Here is a 17,495-nt window from a genome sequence, read left to right on the forward strand (position 1 = left end):
AGATCTGGAGGCTCCGCCATGACGCGTATGCCCCTCGCCAGGCGCGGGCCCGCCGCTCGCGCGTATGCGCTCGGCTTAGCCATCGCCGGTGTGCTGCTCGCGGGATGCGGACCCCACGCGGAGACGGCCAAAGGCGGCAACACCAAGACGACGGGCGGCTGCTCGCTCATCGTGGAAGAGCTCTCCAAGGCCACGTCGCTGAGCTGGGAGCTGAAGGAGAAGAGGGACGACCACCCGCTGGAGACCCTCGAATCGGTCAAGGCGAGCGTGTGTCTCTACACGGCGGCGGACGCTCCGCAGGCGGGGTCGGATCCGCTGGTGCTGAGGACCGACACCGTCGGCGGGAAGGACGTCGCCGCCGTTCGTCAGGATTTCACCGAGTCGTGCACCGGGTACGACGGCAAGATACGCAAGTCGGCGGCCGCCGACGGCGCGGTCGTGTGCGACCGTGGCGGCGCCGTGGTGGAGGGGCTGGTGGAGAGCGTTGACCGGCTGGTGAGCGTCTATTTCGTGAACGCCGACAAGAGCACCGCCACCAAGCTCACCAAGAAGTTCGACGCGATCCTGACCGCCGTGGGGTGATCGGCGACACGGGCCGATGTCGGCCCAGTTGGAGCCGGGAGTTCGTCGGTGGAAGACGCATATCATGGGCGGATGAGGCCCACGCTTGACGAGATCCGACGGGCGCCCAAGGTGCTGCTGCATGACCACCTCGACGGCGGCCTGCGGGCCGAGACCATCGTCGGGCTGGCTCGCGACTCCGGCTACGGCGAACTGCCCACGACCGACGCGGACAACCTTCGGGAGTGGTTCGAGGAGGCGGCCGACTCAGGCTCGCTCGAACGTTACCTGGAGACCTTCCAGCACACCGTTGGCGTCATGCAGACGCGTGAGGCACTGACCCGCGTCGCCGCCGAGTGCGCCGAGGATCTGGCGGCCGACGGGGTCGTCTACGCCGAGGTGCGTTTCGCTCCCGAGCAGCACACCACTACGGGGCTCAGCCTCGATCAGGTGGTCGAGGCGGTGCTGGACGGGTTCAGGCAGGGCTCCCAGGGGCGCGGGATCAAGGTCGGCACGCTCCTGACCGCGATGCGGCATCAGGCGCGCTCGATGGAGATCGCCGAGCTGGCCGTCCGTTACCGGGATGGCGGGGTGGTGGGCTTCGACATCGCCGGGGCCGAGGCGGGCTACCCGCCCACCAGGCACCTCGACGCGTTCGAATACCTGCAGCGGGAGAACGCGCACTTCACGATCCACGCGGGCGAGGCTTTCGGGCTGCCGTCGATCTGGCAGGCCATCCAGTGGTGCGGCGCCGATCGGCTCGGGCACGGGGTGCGGATCATCGACGACATCTCGGTGTCGGACGACGGCTCCGCCAAGCTGGGCCGCCTGGCCGCGTACGTCCGCGACAAGCGCATCCCCCTGGAGATGTGCCCCACCTCCAACCTGCAGACCGGAGCCGCCGACTCCATCGCCGAGCACCCGATCGGGCTGCTGCGCCGCCTGCACTTCAGGGTGACGGTCAACACCGACAACCGGCTGATGAGCCGCACCAGCGTGTCGATGGAGTTCGACAAGCTGGTGGAGGCTTTCGGCTATGGCTGGGATGATCTGCAGTGGTTCACGGTCAATGCGATGAAGTCGGCGTTCATCCCGTTCGATGAGCGGCTGGCGCTGATCAACGGTGTGATCAAGCCTGGATTCGCGCGGATGAAGTGGCAGTCGTGAAAGAGACCTACCGTTCCAAGACCGCCTTCGTGCTCGGCTGGGTGTGGCTGGCGTTCGTCGCCTTCAACATCTGGGATCTGACCGCCCGCTACAACGGCAAGCCCTCGCTGGTGGCGGGCGCCGTGCTGGGCGCGCTGACCGCCGTGGTCTACCTGGTCGCGCTCCGCCCCGCGACCGTGGTGACCGAGGAAGGGCTGGTGGGGCGCAACCCGCTCCGCTCGACGTTCGTACCCTGGGCCTCGGTCAACGACGTGGTGGTCTCCCACACCATCAACGTCCGCTACGGCGCCGAGCAGGTGCTGCGGTTGTGGACGCCGATGAGCACGGCGCGTGAGCGGGCCAGGGCGCAGCGCCGGGCCACGCCGAGGCAGGAACGCGGTCGCTTCAAGACCGAGCCCACACTGAGCAAGGCGGAGCAGGCGGCCGCGGAGGCGTTCGCCGGGAAGACGCACGCCGACTGGGTGGGGCAGCAGATCACCGAGCGGGCGGAGTCGGCCCGCCGCCGCGACGTGGAGTCCCCGCCCGCCCGCGCCAGCTGGGCGATCGACTCGTTCGCGGTGCTCGCCGCGGCGATCGCACTCGTGGTGATGGCGGTCGTGATCGGCTGAGCCACCCAGCCACGGTCGTGATGGGCTGACACGGGGTTGTTGACCCTGACACCGTGTCAGGCCCTACACCTGGAGAGGTCATGTTCAGTATCGGAGACTTCGCCAGGCTCGGGCTCGTGTCCGTGCGCATGCTGCGCCACTACGACGCGATCGGGCTGCTGCGCCCCGCGCACGTGGACCCGGCCACCGGCTACCGCTCCTACCAGGCGGCGCAGCTGTCCAGGCTCAACCGCATCGTCGCGATCAAGGACCTCGGCTTCACGCTGGAGCAGGTCAGGACGATCCTCGACGACAAGGTCAGCACGGAGGAGCTACATGGCATGGTACGCCTGCGCCGCGCTCAATTGGAGGCGCGGATCAGCGCCGACCTGGCCAGGCTGCGCGGCGTCGAGGCGAGGCTCCGGACCATCGAGACGGAGGGTCACATGCAGACGGACGAGGTCGTGCTCAAGGAGGTCGCCGCGACCAGGGTCGCCGAACTCAGCGCGCGGGCCGCCAGCTACGAGGGCGAGGACATCGGGCCGGTCATCAAGCCGCTGTTCGTCGAGCTCTGCGGGCGGCTGGAGGCGGCGCAGGTGGCCATAGCGGGCCCCGGCATCGCGTACTACATCCCCGAGGACGACGGCGCGGTCATGGTGCACGCCGCCTTCCCCTTCGCGGGGGAGACGCGGGACGGGTACGACTTCCAGATCGTCACTCTGCCGCGCATCGAGACGGCGGCGACGATCATCCATCATGGCCCGATGGAGGAGGTGGGCCCGACGTTCCAGGCGCTGGCGCACTGGATCGAGGCGAACGGCTACCGGTCGACCGGCCTGGCCAGGGAGATCTCCCTGCACTGCCCGGACGACCTGGCCGAATGGGTGACGGAGCTCCAGATCGAGGTGGCCCCGGTCTAGTGGAGGAGCTGGAGCGGCACCGTGCCGAGCTGACCGGTTACTGCTACCGGATGCTGGGCTCCGGGTTCGAGGCCGAGGACGCGGTGCAGGAGACGCTGGTTAAAGCATGGCGCGCCCTCGACCGCTACGACCCTGACCGGGCGCCGCTCCGCGCGTGGTTGTTCCACATCGCCACCAATGTCTGCCTCGACATGCTGCGGGGCGCTCAGCGGCGGGCGCGGGCGATGGACCTCGGCCCCGCCGGGTCACCGGGCCCCGACTTCGGCCCGCCGCTGCCCGGCCACGCCTGGATCATGCCGATTCCCGACAGCCGGGTGCTCACCTCCGATCCGGCCGAGCTCGCCGTCGAGAGGGAGACGGTACGGCTGGCGTTCGTGGCCGCGCTGCAGCACCTCCCACCACGGCAGCGGGCGGTGCTGATCCTGCGCGACGTGCTGCGCTGGAGCGCGGCCGAGGTGGCGGAGCTGCTGGAGAGCAGCGTCGCCTCGGTCAACAGCGCTGTGCGGCGGGCCAGGGCGACGCTTTCCGAGGTGCCTGCCCGCGGTGGCGAGGTGGACCGGCGGTTGCTGGAGCGGTATGTGGAGGCGTTCGAGCGGTACGACGTGTCGGGGCTCGTCGCGCTGCTGCATGAGGACGCCACGATGTCGATGCCGCCGTTCGCGTGGTGGCTGCGGGGCCGAGAGGATATCCGCGAGGCCATGCTCGCGGCGGACGCGCCCTGCGGCGGCTCACGCCTGGTCCCGGCGGGCACGGCCAACGGCTCCCCGGCGTTCGGGCAGTACCTGGGGGGCGAGCCGTTCGCGCTGCTGGTCGTCGAGGTGTCGGGAGACCGGGTCAGCGCGACGACCACGTACCTGGACACACGGCTGTTCCCGCTCTTCGGCCTGCCGATGAGTTTCGACGGCCCGCCTCGTATAGGTGAGTGAAGGAGGGCAGAACAATGCCGAACATCATTGACCACCCCGACCGCCCCTACGTGGGGGTCCGAGGGACCATCAGTATGACCACCTTCGGCCTGGTGGCCGACCGCATCGGCGAGCTGATCGGCTGGCTGGCCGAGCGCGGTGTGGCGCCCGCCGGGGCGCCGTTCCTCAGGTACCTCGCCATCGACATGCCGGCCGACCGGCTGGAGGTCGAGGCGGGCGTGCCGGTGGCGGCCCCGGTGGCCGGCGAGGGGGACATCTTCGCCGCTCACCTGCCGGCCGGACGCTACGCGACGGTACGCCACCACGGCCACCCCGACCAGCTCAGAGGCGTCATCGAGAACCTCCTGACCTGGGGCGCCGAGCAGGGCCTCAAGTGGGACATGACGCGGGACGGCGACACCGAGCACTGGGGCTGCCGCCTGGAGCTCTACCAGACGGACCCCCGCGTCGAGCCCGACCTCAACAACTGGGACACCGACCTGGAGTTCCGCCTGGCCTGACCGCTCCAGCGCTTGAGAGGCGAGTGCCTGAGGGGCGGGTGCCCGACAGGGCGGTGGCGGTGCCTAGAGGCCGAGTGCGGCGCCGACGTCCGCTTTCAGGGCGTCGAGCTCTCGTACGGCCAGCGCTCGGGCATCCCCCACTGGACCGGTCACCGGAACGACCACCTCCAGGTAGCACTTGAGCTTGGGCTCGGTCCCCGAAGGCCGGACCACCACCCGGGCGTCACCGGACAGCACGTACCGCAGCCCGTCGGTGGGCGGCAGCCCGCCGTCACCCAGGCTCAGGTCGTCGGCCCGTTCGACCGCCCGGCCGCCCAGCGCGGCCGGGGGGTCGGCGCGCAGCCGGGCCATGGCCCCGGCGATCAGCGACAGGTCCTCGACTCGGACGGACAGCTGCGCGGTGGCGTGCAGCCCGTAGCGCCGGGCCTGGTCGTCGAGCAGGTCGAGCAGGGTACGTCCGGCACGCTTGGCCGCCGCGGCGATGCCGGCCACGGTCAGGGCGGCGCCGATGCCGTCCTTGTCGTGGACGGGCAGCCCGGCGTCGGAGCCGACGCTGTAGCCGATCGCCTCCTCGTAACCGAAGACCAGCCCGGGGCCCGCCTTGATGATCCACTTGAAGCCGGTCAGCGTCTCGCCGTAGCGGACGCCGTGGGCGGCGGCGATCTTGCTCAGCAGCGTCGAGGAGACGATCGTGGTGGCCACCAGGCGATCGCCGGACGTGTGCGTGATCACGTGCTCGGCCAGCAGGCCGCCCACCTCGTCGCCGGTCAGCATGCGCCAGGAGCCGTCGCCCAGCGGCACGGCCACGGCGCATCGGTCGGCGTCGGGGTCGTTCGCCAGGACGAGATCGGCGTTGATCTTCTTGGCCAGCGCCACGGCCAGGTCGATCGCGCCAGGTTCCTCCGGATTGGGGAACGCCACCGTCGGGAAGTCGGGGTCGGCGTTGCGCTGCTCCTCGACGGCCATCGGGGTCTCGAATCCGGCGGCCAGGAATGCGCCGGTCAGCGTGCCCGACCCGACGCCGTGCAGCGGCGTGTAGGCGACCCGCAGCTCGCGGGCGTCGCCGAGCGGCAGCGTGGTCACCGCGTCGATGTAGTCGTCGATGATGCTCTCGCCCAGCTCGGTCAGCGTGCCGGGGGCGTCGAGCGGCAACTGGTCGACGCGGCCCACCGACTCGATGGCGGCGGAGATCTCGGCGTCGATCGGCGGCACGATCTGGGAGCCGTCGCCCCAGTAGACCTTGTAGCCGTTGTCGCGGGGCGGGTTGTGGCTGGCGGTGACCATCACACCGGCGTCGGCGCCGAGGTGGCGGACGGCGTAGGCGAGAATGGGCGTCGGCAGCGGGCAGGGTAGCAGTGAGGCGTGCAGCCCGGCGCCGGTCAGCACGGCCGCGGTGTCGCGGGCGAAGACGTCGGACTTGTGGCGGGCGTCGTAGCCGATGACGACGTGCCTGCCGGGGCCGAGCACCTGGGCCAGACCGGCCGCGGCCCGCATGACGGTCACCCGGTTCATCCGGTCGGGGCCCGCGCCCAGCTCACCGCGCAGACCGGCGGTACCGAACTCCAGCCCGGCGCCGAAGCGGTCGCGCAGCGCCTCGACGTCGCCGGAGTCGAGCAGGGCGGACAACTCGGCCCGGGTCTCGGGATCAGGATCCTGAGCCAGCCAGAGACGGGCCGCCTGGACCAGGTCGGTAATTGTGCGGGCATCGGCGGTCACAGGCGGTCCACGATCTTGGCCAGCAGGGTGCCCATGCGGGCGGCGGTCGCGCGGCCGACCTGTAGAACCTCTTCGTGGTTGAGCGGCTCGTCCGCCAGCCCGGCCCCCGGGTTGGTGACCAGGGAGACGCCCAGCACCTCGAGCCCGGCCTCACGGGCCGCGATGGCCTCCAGGACGGTGGACATGCCGATCATGTCGCCGCCCAGCGTGCGCAGCATGCGGATCTCGGCGGGCGTCTCGTAGGTTGGGCCGCGGAAGGCCACGTAGACGCCCTCGGCGATGGTCGGGTCCACCTCCTGTACGAGCGCGCGCAGCCGCCGCGAGTAGACCTCGGTCAGGTCGATGAACGTGGTGCCGGTGATCGGGTTGGCCCCGGTCATGTTGATGTGGTCGCTGATCAGCACCGGGTCGCCGACCTGCTGCGTCTCGGGGCGCAGCCCACCGGCCGCGTTGGTCAGCACGATCGTGCCGACCCCCGCCGCGGCGGCGGTGCGTACGCCGTGGACGACGGAGTCGACGCCGCGGCCCTCGTAGAGGTGGCTGCGACCGAGGAAGACGAGCGCGTGCCGCCCACCGGGGGTGCGGAGGAGACGGATCTTGCCGCCGTGCCCGGCCACGGCCGGAGCGGAGAAACCGGGCAGGTCGGTGAAGGGGATCTCCGTGACCGTCTCGCCGATCGCGTCCGCGGCCGGCACCCAGCCGGACCCCATGACGAGGGCGACGTCGAAGGTGTCGAGGCCGCAAGCGCTCTTCAGCGCCTCAGCGGCGGCTCTGGCCAGGGAGTAGGGGTCGTTGCTCACGTCAGTAGTTTAGGAGGAGCCTGTCGAGCACCCGTACCCCGAACTGGAGCGCGTCCACCGGCACCCGCTCGTCCACGCCGTGGAACATCGACGCGAAGTCCATGTCCCCGGGCAGCCGCAGCGGCACGAACCCGAACCCGCGCACGCCCAGGTCGGCGAAGAAGGTCTTGTTGTCGGTGCCGCCGGACATGCAGTACGGCACGGCCCGCGCGGTGGGGTCCTCGGCCTTCAGCGCCGCGATCATCGACTCGACCAGGGCGCCGTCGAACGTGGTCTCCAGCGCGATGTCGTGGTGCACGAACTCGCGGCGGATGTTCGGGCCGATCAGCGAGTCGATCGTCTTGAAGAACTCGTCCTCGTGGCCGGGCAGGAAGCGGCCGTCGATCACGGCGGTGGCCTGGCCGGGGATGACGTTCGACTTGTAGCCGGCGTTGAGCTGGGTCGGGTTGGCGGTGTGGCTCAGCGTCGCGCCGACGAAGCGGACGAGCGGCCCGATCTTGTCCAGGATGGGCGCCGGGTCGTCCTCGTCGAAGGGCAGGCCGAAGGCGTCCGCGACCTCGGTGAGGAACTGGCGGACCGTCGGGGTGAGGGTGATCGGCCACTTGTGGGCGCCGACCCTGGCCACGGCCTTGGCCACCTCGGTGACCGCGTTGTCGGTGTTGAGCATCGAGCCGTGCCCGGCGGTGCCGTCGGCGATGAGCTTCATCCAGCCGAGGCCCTTCTGCGCGGTCTCGATCAGGTAGAGCCGCAGCGACGGGTCCACCTCCAGGGAGTAACCGCCCACCTCACTGATCGCCTCGGTGACGCCCTCGAACAGCTCGGGGTGGTGCTTGGTGAGGTGCTTGGCGCCGTACGTGCCGCCCGCCTCCTCGTCGGCGACCCAGGCGAAGACGAGGTCGCGGCGCGGCTTGCGGCCCTCGCGGGTGAGCTGGCGGAGTACGGCCAGCATCATCGCGTCCATGTCCTTCATGTCCACCGCGCCCCGGCCCCAGATGTAGCCGTCGCGCACCTCGCCGCCGAACGGGTCGACGGACCAGTCGGCCGCGTTGGCGGGCACCACGTCGAGGTGGCCGTGGACCAGGAGCGCGGGCAGCGACGGGTCGGTGCCTTCGACGCGGGTGACGACGTTGCCCCGGCCCGGCTCGCTCTCGATGTAGGTGGCCTCGATGCCGACCTCGTCCAGCCTGGCCATGACGGCCTCGGCGGCGGCCCGCTCGCCGGGGCCGGTGCCGTCCCCGTAGTTGCTGCTGTCGACGCGGATGAGTTCGGCGCAGAGTTCGGCGACTTCGTTCTCGGCGGGCGTCATGGTGTCCTCTCCAGGGTGAGCAGGCCGGACTTGTGCAAATGACCGCGTTTGTAGGCGCGGGTGATGAGGGTGACGTCCAGGTCGGTGACCTCGTCGAGCGGGCCGACGACGCCCGTCAGGAAACGGTAGAGGTCGGCCTCATGGGCCACCGCCACCTGGACGATCAGGGAATGCGTGCCCGAGGTGGCCGCGCAGTAACGCACGCTGGGGTGCGCGGCGAGCCGCTGGCCGACCAGGTCGAGCCCGTGCGGCCGGACCTTGAGCCAGAGCTTGCCCTCCACCTCCAGGCCGAGCAGCGCGGGCTCGACCTCGGCCCGCAGCAGCAGGAGCCGCCGTTCGAGCAGCGAGGACACCCGTCTGCGGGCGGTCGGCACCGAGATGTCCAGCCGCTCGGCGATCGCCGTGAACGCGATCCGGCCGTCACCGGCCAGCAGCTCGGCGATCTCCTGCTCCAGAGGCGAAAGGCCGTCCTCGTCGGGAAGGACGTCGAGGACCGGGGCCGGGCGCAGCTGGGCCGCCTCCTGCTCGCTGAGGTAGGGCGCGTGCCACTCGGCGACCGTTCTGAACGTGTGGAGGACGACTTGTGTCTGCGTCTGCAACACCCCGTCGATCTCGCTGATCTCCGAGGTGAGGATGTCGTGCAGGTCCTCCCGCGACCGTGCGACCAGCTCGCAGGCGAGGTCGGCCGCCCCGGTCAGCGAGTAGACCGAGCGCGTGTCGGGCCGGTCGGCCAGCGCCTTGGCGACCTGCGCCGCCGTACCGGGACGGACCTGGACATGCAGATGCACGGGTCGGCCGTGGCCCGAACGCAGGTCGTCATAGATCGCGGTGACGCGCACCATGCCGTCGGCGATCAGCCGCTGTAACCGGCGCGCGACCGTGCGCTCGTGCTCGCCGACGGCCCGCCCGATCTCGCCCCACGACGCGCGGGGGCTGACCTGGAGGGCGGCGACCAGCCGCCGGTCGAGAACATCCACGGGGAGCCGTCTCTATGTCGGGTTTGTAAATATGTGGCGAGGCATTTGACTGTTTCGGTCGCCCGAATGCACAGTAGGCCATCATCGCAGTTGTCAGCAAAGGAGCCCCCGTGGCGACCTCCCCCGTGGCACCATCGCCACTCGGCATCCCCAAAAGCCGTGTCCGACAGCTCATGGCGGCCAGCATCGGCAACGTCGTCGAGTGGTTCGACTGGTACACCTACAGCTTCCTGACCGTCTATTTCGCCGAGCAGATCTTCCCCAAGTCCGGCACGAACAGTCTGGTTCCGGTGCTGAGCGCCTTCGCGGTGTTCGCGGTCGGCTTCTTCATGCGCCCGCTGGGCGGCCTGCTGGTGGGCGCGTTCGCCGACCGGTACGGCCGCAAGTCTGCGATGACCTTCACGATCATCCTGATGGGCGGCGGCTCGCTGCTGCTGGCGATCACGCCGACGTACGAGGCGGCAGGTGTGCTCGCGCCGATCATCCTGACGCTGGCGCGGCTGATCCAGGGACTCTCGGTCGGCGGTGAGTTCGCCGCGGCGACCACGTTCCTGGTCGAGTCGGCCCCTCCCGGGCGTCGCGGGTTGTTCTCGAGCTTCCAGTACGTCAGCACCACCATCGGCCAGCTCTTCGCCTCCGGCCTGGCCGCCCTGCTGGCCGCCAACCTCGCCGAAGCCGACATGAGCTCCTACGGCTGGCGCATCCCGTTCGTGGTGGGCGCGGTGATCAGCCTCGTGGGTCTGTGGATCCGCAAGGGCGCCGAGGAGACCAGCGCGGTGGTCAGCGAGATTCAGGAGGGCAAGACCGAGCGTCCGGGCCTGTTCGAGTTCCTGGTCCGTTACCCGACCAAGGCCGCCATGATCGTCGGCATCACCGTGGCGGGCACGGTCGCCTACTACACCTGGACGACCTTCCTGCCGACCTACGCCCAGCAGAACGTGGGCTTCGACAAGGGCCAGTCGCTCACAGTCAGCACGATCTCGCTGGTCTTCTTCATGATCCTGCAGCCGCTGCTCGGCATGCTGTCGGACCGGGTCGGGCGCCGGCCCATGCTGATCACCTTCGGCCTGGCGTTCACGATCCTGCCGGTGCCGCTGCTCGGCATGCTGACGAACTCGTTCTCCAGCCTGCTGTTCATCCAGTGCCTCGGCATGATCTTCCTCGGCTGCTTCACCTCGGTCTCGGCCGCGGTCAACTCCGAGTTGTTCCCGACCCGGGTGCGGGCGGCGGGGGCGGGCTTCCCGTACTCGCTGACCGTCGCCATCTTCGGCGGCACCGCGCCGCTCATCGGCACGGCGCTGAAGGACGCGGGCAACGCGGGGCTCTTCCCGTGGTACATGTCGGCGCTCGCCCTGGTCTCCACGCTGGTGTACGTCTTCGCGCTGAAGGAGACCAAGGACCAGCCGCTGAGCTAGTCGCCGATCGATTTGCAGGGGCGTCCCCGCAACTCCTTGACGTAGTCGTCGGGGGCGCCCGCCCGCTCGGCGGCGTCGGCCAGGATGCCCAGGTAGCGGGCGGAGGGCAGGCCGCCCTCGTAGCCGTCGAGCACGTAGAACCAGGCCACCTGCTCGCCGTCGAGCGTCTGCACCCGCAGCCGCACCTTGTGGTAGAGGCCGCGGACCGCGCCCTCCCACTGGTCGAGCGAGTTGGCGTCCAACTCGGGCACGTCGTAGAGGACCACGAAGACGTGCTCGTCGGGGTCTTCGACGATGGTGGAGAGCGCGCCCTCCCAACCGAAGTATTCGCCGCCGAACGTCAGGCGCCAACCCTGCAGCCAGCCCACGCCCCGGATCGGGGAATGAGGGGCGCGCATGGCCATCTGCTCGGGGTCCATGTTGCTGCCGTAGGCCGCGTATACAGGCACAGCAGATAAGAGTAGCGCGCGACCGGCCGCCCCGTTCGTCGTCAGCGCGCGCCATGCGGGACAATAGGGACGTGACGAGGATCGTGATCATCGGTGGCGGACCAGGCGGCTACGAGGCGGCTCTGGTGGCGGCGCAGCTAGGCGCGCAGGTCACCATGGTCGAACAGGACGGGCCTGGCGGTGCCTGCGTGCTGACCGACTGCGTGCCGTCCAAGACGCTCATCGCCACCTCCGTGCGTAAACAGGCCCTGCTCGACGCCCCCTCGCTGGGCGTCGGATTCACCGGCGGGCTCGATGGCGACGTCGGCGTGGCGAGCGTCGATCTGCCGCTGGTCAACAAGCGGGTCAAGGAGCTGGCGCAGGCCCAGTCGGCCGACATCGAGACCCGGGTCGCCGCCGAGGGCGTCGAGATCATCAAGGCCCGCGGGCGGCTGGTCGACCCGCAGTTGGTCAAGGCGGGCGACCGCGCGATCAAGGCCGACGTGGTCATCGTGGCGACCGGCGCGACGCCGCGCATCCTGCCGGGGGCCGAGCCCGACGGCGAGCGCGTCCTGACCTGGCGCCAGCTTTATGACCTCGACGCGCTGCCCGAGCACCTGATCGTGGTCGGTTCCGGGGTGACGGGTGCCGAGTTCGCGGGCGCCTACCGCTCGCTGGGCGCCGAGGTCACGCTGGTCTCCAGCCGCGACCGGATGATGCCCAACGAGGACGCCGACGGCGCCGAGGTGCTCGAAGAGGTCTACCGGCGCCGCGGCATGAACGTCATGGGCCGCTCACGCGCCGCCTCCGTCAAGCGGACCGCCGACGGTGTCGTGGTCACGCTCGAAGACGGCCGCACGGCCGAGGGCTCCCACGCGCTGATGACGGTCGGCATGGTGCCCAACACGGGCGGCATCGGCCTGGAGGAGGCCGGGGTCCAGCTCGACAGGAACGGCTTCATCAAGGTCGACAAGGTCTCGCGCACCTCCGCGCCGGGCGTCTACGCGGCGGGTGACTGCACCGGCGTGCTCATGCTCGCCTCGGTCGCCGCCATGCAGGGCCGCATCGGGGTCTGGCACGCGCTGGGCGAGGCTGTCCAGCCGCTCCGGCTGGCCACGGTGGCCTCCAACATCTTCACCGATCCGGAGATCGCCGCGGTCGGGGTGGCACAGCGCTCGATCGAGGCCGGCGAGATCGAGGCCAACGTGGTCAAGCTGCCGCTGGCCACCAATGCCCGCGCCAAGATGTCGGGGTTCAACGACGGCTTCGTCAAGCTGTTCTGCCGTCCGCACACCGGGATCGTGCTGGGCGGGGTCGTGGTGGCGCCGCGGGCGTCGGAGCTGATCCTGGCGCTGTCGGTGGCGGTGCAGCAGCGGCTCACGGTGGATCAGCTGGCCCACACCTTCGCGGTTTATCCGTCTTTGTCGGGATCCATCACCGAGGCAGCCCGGCGGTTGATGCAGCCTGAGGCGCAGATCGGGATCTGACCGGGCTTCCACGAAACCGGGCGCGCCCCCCGAAGGGAACGCGCCCGGTCATTCGCTGGTCGCTTTACCAGTCGCCGCCGCCGAAGTCGCCACCGCCGAAGTCGCCGCCACCACCGAAGTCGCCGAAGCCGCCGCCCCCGCCGAAGTCGCCGCCGCCACCGAAGTCGCCGCCGCCACCGCCGTCGGAGAAGCCCTCGGAGTAACCGGCGCCGTAGCCGCCGAAGCCGCCGCCGAGCATGCTGCCCATCATGGTGCCGATGAACATGCCGGTCATGACGTCGCCGAAGCCGCCGTAGTAGCCGTAGGCGTAAGGCTGGTAGGCCGGGCCCGCGTCGTAGTAGGGACGCCGCTGGCCGTCGACCATGACCTCCCGCATCTGCGGGTCGAAGCCGCGCTCCACGGCCTCCGCGTCGCTCGCGCAGGCGGGTACGTCGCGCACCGCGCCGCCGGGCGGCGCCCAGCGCACGTCACGTACGGACGGGCCGTGCTGCGGGTTGAAGAAGCAGGGCGCCCGCCGCTCGGGGACCGGCTGGTTGCCGACCTTGGCCTTCACCACGGCCAGCGCGTAGCGGCCGTCCTCCAGCGTCTGGGTCACCTCGCGAACCTGGTCGGCCCGCTGCACCGCCGCGAGCTGCGTCTTGGCCTTCTCGTAGGAGTCGAGCGCCTGCTGCCACTCGGTGATGTGCTGGCCGCTCTGGCCGGAGAGCGCGACGTCGGTGTCCAGCGCGGTGATCTCCTCGCCGAGCTTGGTGACGTCCTCCTCCACGGTCTGCTTGACCGCGGCCAGGTCCTTGGCGTCCTGGATGGCCTGCTTCTTCTTCTTGTTCTTGGAGTAGACGAAGTAGCCACCGCCGCCGACCACGACGAGCGCGCCCAGGGCGATCAGCGCGCCGCTGCCGCCGCCGCTGCCGCCCACCGGGCCGGAGTCGAGCGCGGCCTTCTTGCCCTCGGAGGCGAGGTTGATGCGCTCGACAAAGTCATTCATGCCGGACACGACGTCGTCGTGGTTACGCACCGCGAGCTGGGACAGCTTGTTGGTGAGACCGGCCTTGCCGAAGTTGGACTCCGCGAACAGGGAGTTGCCGTCGAGCACCGCCACGGTGACCCGGCCCCCGTTCTTGGCGGCCGCGGTGGCCGTGCCAAGGGTGTCGAGGTACTGCTTGGCGTTGGCCGTCGTCAATGTGCCGTCGGGCAGGGCCGCGACGTAGATGTCACTCTTGGAACCCTTCAACGTGTCGCGGATCTCGGACTGCTGGTCCGAGGTCAGCGGGGATCCCGACTGCACGAATAGCGGATCCTTCTTGTCCTTCCAATAGGACACAACGCTCGATGCGTCAGGGGGTGCGGCCGCCGCGTTGGCGGCAGGGGACAGCGCAAGGACGACGAAAAGACCGGCGATCAGAGCCGCGATCGCGGCCCCTGCTCGGCGCAGCGAATGGGTCATTGGCAGCAAGCCTCCTTCGCCCAGGATGACGAACGGGCACTCGACAAAGTTCCTCTACAGCGCACGTTACCCGTATGGAGTCGGTCGAGCGCGCGGCGTGGTCAAGGTTCCTGACGCCTCCGGCTCGATCAAGCGACATCAAGCGACATCAAGCGACATCAAGCGACATCAAGCGACCTCAAGGGACCTCAAGGGACCTCAAGGGACCTCAAGCATCGTCAAGCGTCCTTGATCTCGCAGATCGTGGCGCCCGACGTGACGGTCTGCCCGACCGCGGCGGTCAGGCCCGTGACGGTGCCCGCCTTGTGCGCGGTCAGTGGCTGCTCCATCTTCATGGCCTCCAGCACCACGATCGCGTCGCCCTCCGCCACCGTGTCGCCGTCGGTCGCGACGACCTTGACGATGGTGCCCTGCATCGGGCTGACCAGCGCGTCGCCGCCCGCAGCGGGCTTGTTCGCGCCGCCGCGTCTGGACTTCCTGGGCGCGGGCGGCGCGGAGCCTGTGGCGGTCGTACCGAGGCCGGAGGGAAGGATCACTTCGAGGCGCTTGCCGCCGACCTCGACCGTCACCGACTCCCGGGCGGCGGGCTCGTCGGCGGAGCCGTCGCCCGAGTAGGGCGGGATCGTGTTGTCGAACTCGGTCTCGATCCACCGGGTGTGGACGGCGAACGGCTCGGCGGTGAAGGCCGGGTCCGACACGACCGCGCGGTGGAAGGGCAGGACGGTCGGCATGCCGTCGATCTCGAACTCGGCCAGCGCGCGGCGCGAGCGCTCCAGCGCCTCCGTACGCGTACGGCCGGTCACGATCAGCTTGGCCACCAGCGAGTCGAACGTCTGCGGCACGGTCATCCCGGCCTCGAACCCCGAGTCGAGCCGCACCCCGGGACCCGACGGCGCGCGCATGACGGTGAGGGTGCCCGGGGCGGGTAGGAAGTTACGGCCGGCGTCCTCGGCGTTGACCCGGAACTCGATCGAGTGGCCGCGCGGCCGCGGGTCGGCGTAGCCGAGTGTCCCGCCGTCGGCGATGCGGAACATCTCACGGACCAGGTCGAGGCCCGACACCTCCTCGCTGACCGGGTGCTCGACCTGAAGACGGGTGTTGACCTCGAGGAAGGAGATCGTGCCGTCCTGGCCGACGAGGAACTCGCAGGTGCCCGCGCCGACGTAGCCGGCCTCGCGCAGGATCGCCTTGGAGCTGGTGTAGAGGGTCTCGACCTGCGACTCGGACAGGAACGGCGCGGGCGCCTCCTCCACCAGCTTCTGGTGACGGCGCTGGAGCGAGCAGTCGCGGGTGCCGACCACGACCACGTTGCCGTCGCGGTCGGCCAGGCACTGGGTCTCGACGTGCCGGGGGCGGTCGAGGTAGCGCTCCACGAAGCACTCGCCGCGGCCGAACGAGGCGGTCGCCTCGCGTACGGCCGAGTCGTAGAGCTCGGCGACCTCCTCCAGCCGGCGGGCGACCTTGATGCCCCGGCCGCCGCCGCCATAGGCGGCCTTGATCGCGATGGGCAGCCCGTGCTCCTCGGCGAAGGCGACCACCTCCGCCGCCCCCGACACCGGATCCTTGGTGCCGGCGACCAGCGGCGCGCCGACCTTCTGCGCGATGTGCCTGGCCTGGACCTTGTCGCCGAGCGCGGCGATGGCGGCGGGCGGCGGGCCGATCCAGATCAGGCCCGCGTCGATGACGGCCTGGGCGAAGCCGGCGTTCTCGGCCAGGAAGCCGTAACCGGGGTGCACGGCGTCGGCGCCGGAGCGCCGGGCGATCTCCAGCAGCTTGCCGATGTCGAGGTAGGTCTCGGCGGGGGACCGGCCGCCCAGCGCGTACGCCTCGTCGGCGATCTTCGCGTGCAGGGAGTCGAGGTCCTGCTCGGCGTAGACGGCCACGCTGCCGATCCCGGCGTCCTTGCATGCCCGGGCTATCCGGACGGCGATCTCGCCCCGGTTGGCGATCAGAACCTTCTGCACCGACCTACGTCCTTCCGACGCCCTTCCTCGACAAGGCCCGTCCTCCACAAGCACTGAACGGAGTTTAAGTGCTCGTTGTCGGCCGCCTCTCAGCGACCCAAGTACGCCCCGCCGTTCACATGGAGCACCTGCCCCGTCAGGTGCCGCGCACCCGGAGAGGCGAGGAACACAACACTGTCGGCGACGTCAGATGGGGTGCCGGGGCGGCCGTTGCGGGTGTTCTCGACGCGGGCCCTGATGCCCTCCTCGGTCAGGCGGCCGCGGAAGAACTCGGTGTCGACCACCAGGCCGGGGGAGACCACGTTGGCGGTGACGCTCCGGGGGCCTAGCTGGGCGGCCAGGTCGGCGGTCCACGCCTCGACGGCCGCCTTGGCCGCGCCGTACGAGCCGGAGCCCGTGCCGCGGGCGGCGATCGAGCCGATCGTGATGATCCGCCCGCCCTTGGCGAAGCGCGGCAGCAGCGCGGTCGTGACGAGCACGGCGGACAGCAGGTTGGCGTTGAGGTTGGCCAGCCATCCCTCGGCCACGTCCAGCAGGTCGTCGGACTGCCGCCGGTCGAGGTTGGTGTTGCCGCCCGCGTTGTTGACCAGGACGTCGACCCGCTCGGGCAGGCGGCTCGCCGCCACCTTCACGGCGGCGGGGCTCGCGGCGTCGAAGGGCAGGAAGTCGGCGCCGAGCCGGGACGCGGCCTCCTTCAGCACATGCTCGCGCCGCCCGGTGATCGTGACCCGGTCGCCCGCGGCGGCGAACGCCGCCGCGACCGCGTAGCCGATCCCGGTGCCACCCCCGGTGACCACAACCTCGCGCATGGCCGGCTGCTCCTTAGATCCGAATATTCCTCTGGAAGACCATAGCCGCTCGGCATAACAGGAGCGAGGCGCGAACGACGCGTCTATGTTGAGGGCGCTTTCAGTCGATCCAGGAGGTATGCATGAGCCAGAGCCTGCTCGGTGGCGACCCCGGGGAAATGCAGCAGATGGCCACCCAATTCACTCAGCAGTCCGAGGCGGTGCGCACCACGATGACCGCGCTGGACCGCGAGGCCGCCAAGGTCGGCACCGCTTGGACAGGCCCGGGAGCGGAGCGCTTCCAAGGGGCCTGGCAGAACTACCGGACGGCCTTCCAGCGCATGGCGGAAGAGCTCCAGGAGGCCTCTCGGGTGATCAACACCTACCGGGGCAACATCGAGTCCGCGACCCGCTGATTCTCGCGGAGGGGCCCCGGCCTGATCGCCGGGGCTTCTTTCGTTCAAGGACGACCAGGGCTTCTTTCGTTCAGGTCGGCAAGCTACGCTCTT

Annotated in this window: 17 protein-coding genes; 9 read left to right on the forward strand and 8 right to left on the reverse strand. The window is 70.1% G+C overall.

The window, feature by feature from the left end; genetic code table 11:
• The first annotated feature begins 18 nt into the window (after positions 1-18).
• The 6 genes from AB0H88_RS31985 (at position 19) to AB0H88_RS32010 (ending at position 4,661) form a co-directional block, all read left to right on the forward strand.
• A complete protein-coding gene (locus AB0H88_RS31985; RefSeq protein ID WP_357650992.1) occupies positions 19-582 on the forward strand; it encodes a hypothetical protein in 564 nt (187 codons plus the stop codon).
• 72 nt (positions 583-654) lie between these two features.
• The gene (locus AB0H88_RS31990; RefSeq protein WP_357650993.1) at positions 655-1,728 is read left to right on the forward strand and encodes an adenosine deaminase; all 1,074 of its coding nucleotides are present in this window, start codon (positions 655-657) and stop codon (positions 1,726-1,728) included.
• Positions 1,725-2,336 carry a PH domain-containing protein gene (locus AB0H88_RS31995; RefSeq protein WP_357650995.1) on the forward strand — a complete coding sequence of 204 codons (612 nt, stop codon included), beginning with the start codon at positions 1,725-1,727 and terminating at the stop codon, positions 2,334-2,336. Before AB0H88_RS31990 ends, AB0H88_RS31995 begins: the two co-directional genes overlap by 4 nt.
• Before the next feature lie 80 nt (positions 2,337-2,416).
• Positions 2,417-3,235, forward strand: a complete 819-nt coding sequence (locus AB0H88_RS32000) for a MerR family transcriptional regulator (protein WP_357650997.1) — start codon at positions 2,417-2,419, stop codon at positions 3,233-3,235.
• Entirely contained in the window at positions 3,196-4,161 is a 966-nt protein-coding gene (locus AB0H88_RS32005) for a sigma-70 family RNA polymerase sigma factor (protein ID WP_357650999.1), read from the forward strand. The genes AB0H88_RS32000 and AB0H88_RS32005 overlap by 40 nt, the downstream gene beginning before the upstream one ends.
• Positions 4,162-4,175: 14 nt before the next feature.
• A complete protein-coding gene (locus tag AB0H88_RS32010; RefSeq protein WP_357651001.1) occupies positions 4,176-4,661 on the forward strand; it encodes a GyrI-like domain-containing protein in 486 nt (161 codons plus the stop codon).
• Positions 4,662-4,724: 63 nt separating this feature from the next.
• Here AB0H88_RS32010 and AB0H88_RS32015 read toward each other — a convergent pair whose 3' ends face one another.
• From AB0H88_RS32015 to AB0H88_RS32030, 4 genes are read right to left on the reverse strand one after another with little or no spacing between them, the layout of a single operon-like run.
• Positions 4,725-6,377 (reverse strand): phospho-sugar mutase, encoded by a 1,653-nt coding sequence (locus AB0H88_RS32015; protein ID WP_357651003.1) that lies wholly within the window; start codon positions 6,375-6,377, stop codon positions 4,725-4,727.
• Positions 6,374-7,177, reverse strand: coding sequence for a purine-nucleoside phosphorylase (locus AB0H88_RS32020; RefSeq protein WP_357651005.1), 804 nt, complete (start codon positions 7,175-7,177; stop codon positions 6,374-6,376). Before AB0H88_RS32020 ends, AB0H88_RS32015 begins: the two co-directional genes overlap by 4 nt.
• A gap of 1 nt (position 7,178) precedes the next feature.
• Complete coding sequence (locus tag AB0H88_RS32025) at positions 7,179-8,483, reverse strand: M20/M25/M40 family metallo-hydrolase (RefSeq protein WP_357651007.1); 1,305 nt, start codon at positions 8,481-8,483, stop codon at positions 7,179-7,181.
• Entirely contained in the window at positions 8,480-9,460 is a 981-nt protein-coding gene (locus AB0H88_RS32030; protein WP_357651009.1) for an Lrp/AsnC family transcriptional regulator, read from the reverse strand. The genes AB0H88_RS32025 and AB0H88_RS32030 overlap by 4 nt, the downstream gene beginning before the upstream one ends.
• 110 nt (positions 9,461-9,570) lie before the next feature.
• Between AB0H88_RS32030 and AB0H88_RS32035 the strand changes: the two genes are divergently transcribed.
• The gene (locus tag AB0H88_RS32035) at positions 9,571-10,875 is read left to right on the forward strand and encodes an MFS transporter (RefSeq protein ID WP_357651011.1); all 1,305 of its coding nucleotides are present in this window, start codon (positions 9,571-9,573) and stop codon (positions 10,873-10,875) included.
• Here the strand turns inward: AB0H88_RS32035 and AB0H88_RS32040 are convergent.
• Positions 10,872-11,324 (reverse strand): gamma-glutamylcyclotransferase, encoded by a 453-nt coding sequence (locus AB0H88_RS32040; protein WP_225293571.1) that lies wholly within the window; start codon positions 11,322-11,324, stop codon positions 10,872-10,874. The genes AB0H88_RS32035 and AB0H88_RS32040 overlap by 4 nt on opposite strands.
• A 71-nt stretch (positions 11,325-11,395) precedes the next feature.
• Between AB0H88_RS32040 and AB0H88_RS32045 the strand changes: the two genes are divergently transcribed.
• On the forward strand, positions 11,396-12,790 hold the full coding sequence (locus AB0H88_RS32045; protein ID WP_357651013.1) for an NAD(P)H-quinone dehydrogenase: 1,395 nt from the start codon (positions 11,396-11,398) through the stop codon (positions 12,788-12,790).
• 64 nt (positions 12,791-12,854) lie between these two features.
• On the opposite strand, the gene AB0H88_RS32050 is transcribed toward AB0H88_RS32045, so the two are convergent.
• The 3 genes from AB0H88_RS32050 to AB0H88_RS32060 form a co-directional block, all read right to left on the reverse strand.
• Complete coding sequence (locus AB0H88_RS32050) at positions 12,855-14,234, reverse strand: hypothetical protein (RefSeq protein ID WP_357651015.1); 1,380 nt, start codon at positions 14,232-14,234, stop codon at positions 12,855-12,857.
• A gap of 218 nt (positions 14,235-14,452) precedes the next feature.
• Positions 14,453-16,198, reverse strand: coding sequence for a biotin carboxylase N-terminal domain-containing protein (locus tag AB0H88_RS32055; RefSeq protein ID WP_357651017.1), 1,746 nt, complete (start codon positions 16,196-16,198; stop codon positions 14,453-14,455).
• A gap of 89 nt (positions 16,199-16,287) precedes the next feature.
• Positions 16,288-17,007, reverse strand: coding sequence for an SDR family oxidoreductase (locus AB0H88_RS32060; RefSeq protein WP_357651019.1), 720 nt, complete (start codon positions 17,005-17,007; stop codon positions 16,288-16,290).
• 122 nt (positions 17,008-17,129) lie between these two features.
• Between AB0H88_RS32060 and AB0H88_RS32065 the strand changes: the two genes are divergently transcribed.
• The gene (locus AB0H88_RS32065; RefSeq protein ID WP_357651021.1) at positions 17,130-17,402 is read left to right on the forward strand and encodes a WXG100 family type VII secretion target; all 273 of its coding nucleotides are present in this window, start codon (positions 17,130-17,132) and stop codon (positions 17,400-17,402) included.
• Positions 17,403-17,495: the final 93 nt, after the last annotated feature.

This window comes from Nonomuraea sp. NPDC050680, assembly GCF_040654555.1.
Lineage (GTDB): Bacteria > Actinomycetota > Actinomycetes > Streptosporangiales > Streptosporangiaceae > Nonomuraea.

Excerpts from the sequence above, each read along its gene's own strand:
- AB0H88_RS31985 (WP_357650992.1), top strand. The coding sequence starts at position 19 with ATGACGCGTATGCCCCTCGCCAGGCGCGGGCCCGCCGCTCGCGCGTAT.
- AB0H88_RS31990 (WP_357650993.1), top strand. The coding sequence starts at position 655 with ATGAGGCCCACGCTTGACGAGATCCGACGGGCGCCCAAGGTGCTGCTG.
- AB0H88_RS32000 (WP_357650997.1), top strand. The coding sequence starts at position 2,417 with ATGTTCAGTATCGGAGACTTCGCCAGGCTCGGGCTCGTGTCCGTGCGC.
- AB0H88_RS32005 (WP_357650999.1), top strand. The coding sequence starts at position 3,196 with ATGGGTGACGGAGCTCCAGATCGAGGTGGCCCCGGTCTAGTGGAGGAG.
- AB0H88_RS32010 (WP_357651001.1), top strand. The coding sequence starts at position 4,176 with ATGCCGAACATCATTGACCACCCCGACCGCCCCTACGTGGGGGTCCGA.
- AB0H88_RS32025 (WP_357651007.1), bottom strand. The coding sequence starts at position 8,483 with ATGACGCCCGCCGAGAACGAAGTCGCCGAACTCTGCGCCGAACTCATC.
- AB0H88_RS32050 (WP_357651015.1), bottom strand. The coding sequence starts at position 14,234 with ATGACCCATTCGCTGCGCCGAGCAGGGGCCGCGATCGCGGCTCTGATC.
- AB0H88_RS32060 (WP_357651019.1), bottom strand. The coding sequence starts at position 17,007 with ATGCGCGAGGTTGTGGTCACCGGGGGTGGCACCGGGATCGGCTACGCG.
- AB0H88_RS32065 (WP_357651021.1), top strand. The coding sequence starts at position 17,130 with ATGAGCCAGAGCCTGCTCGGTGGCGACCCCGGGGAAATGCAGCAGATG.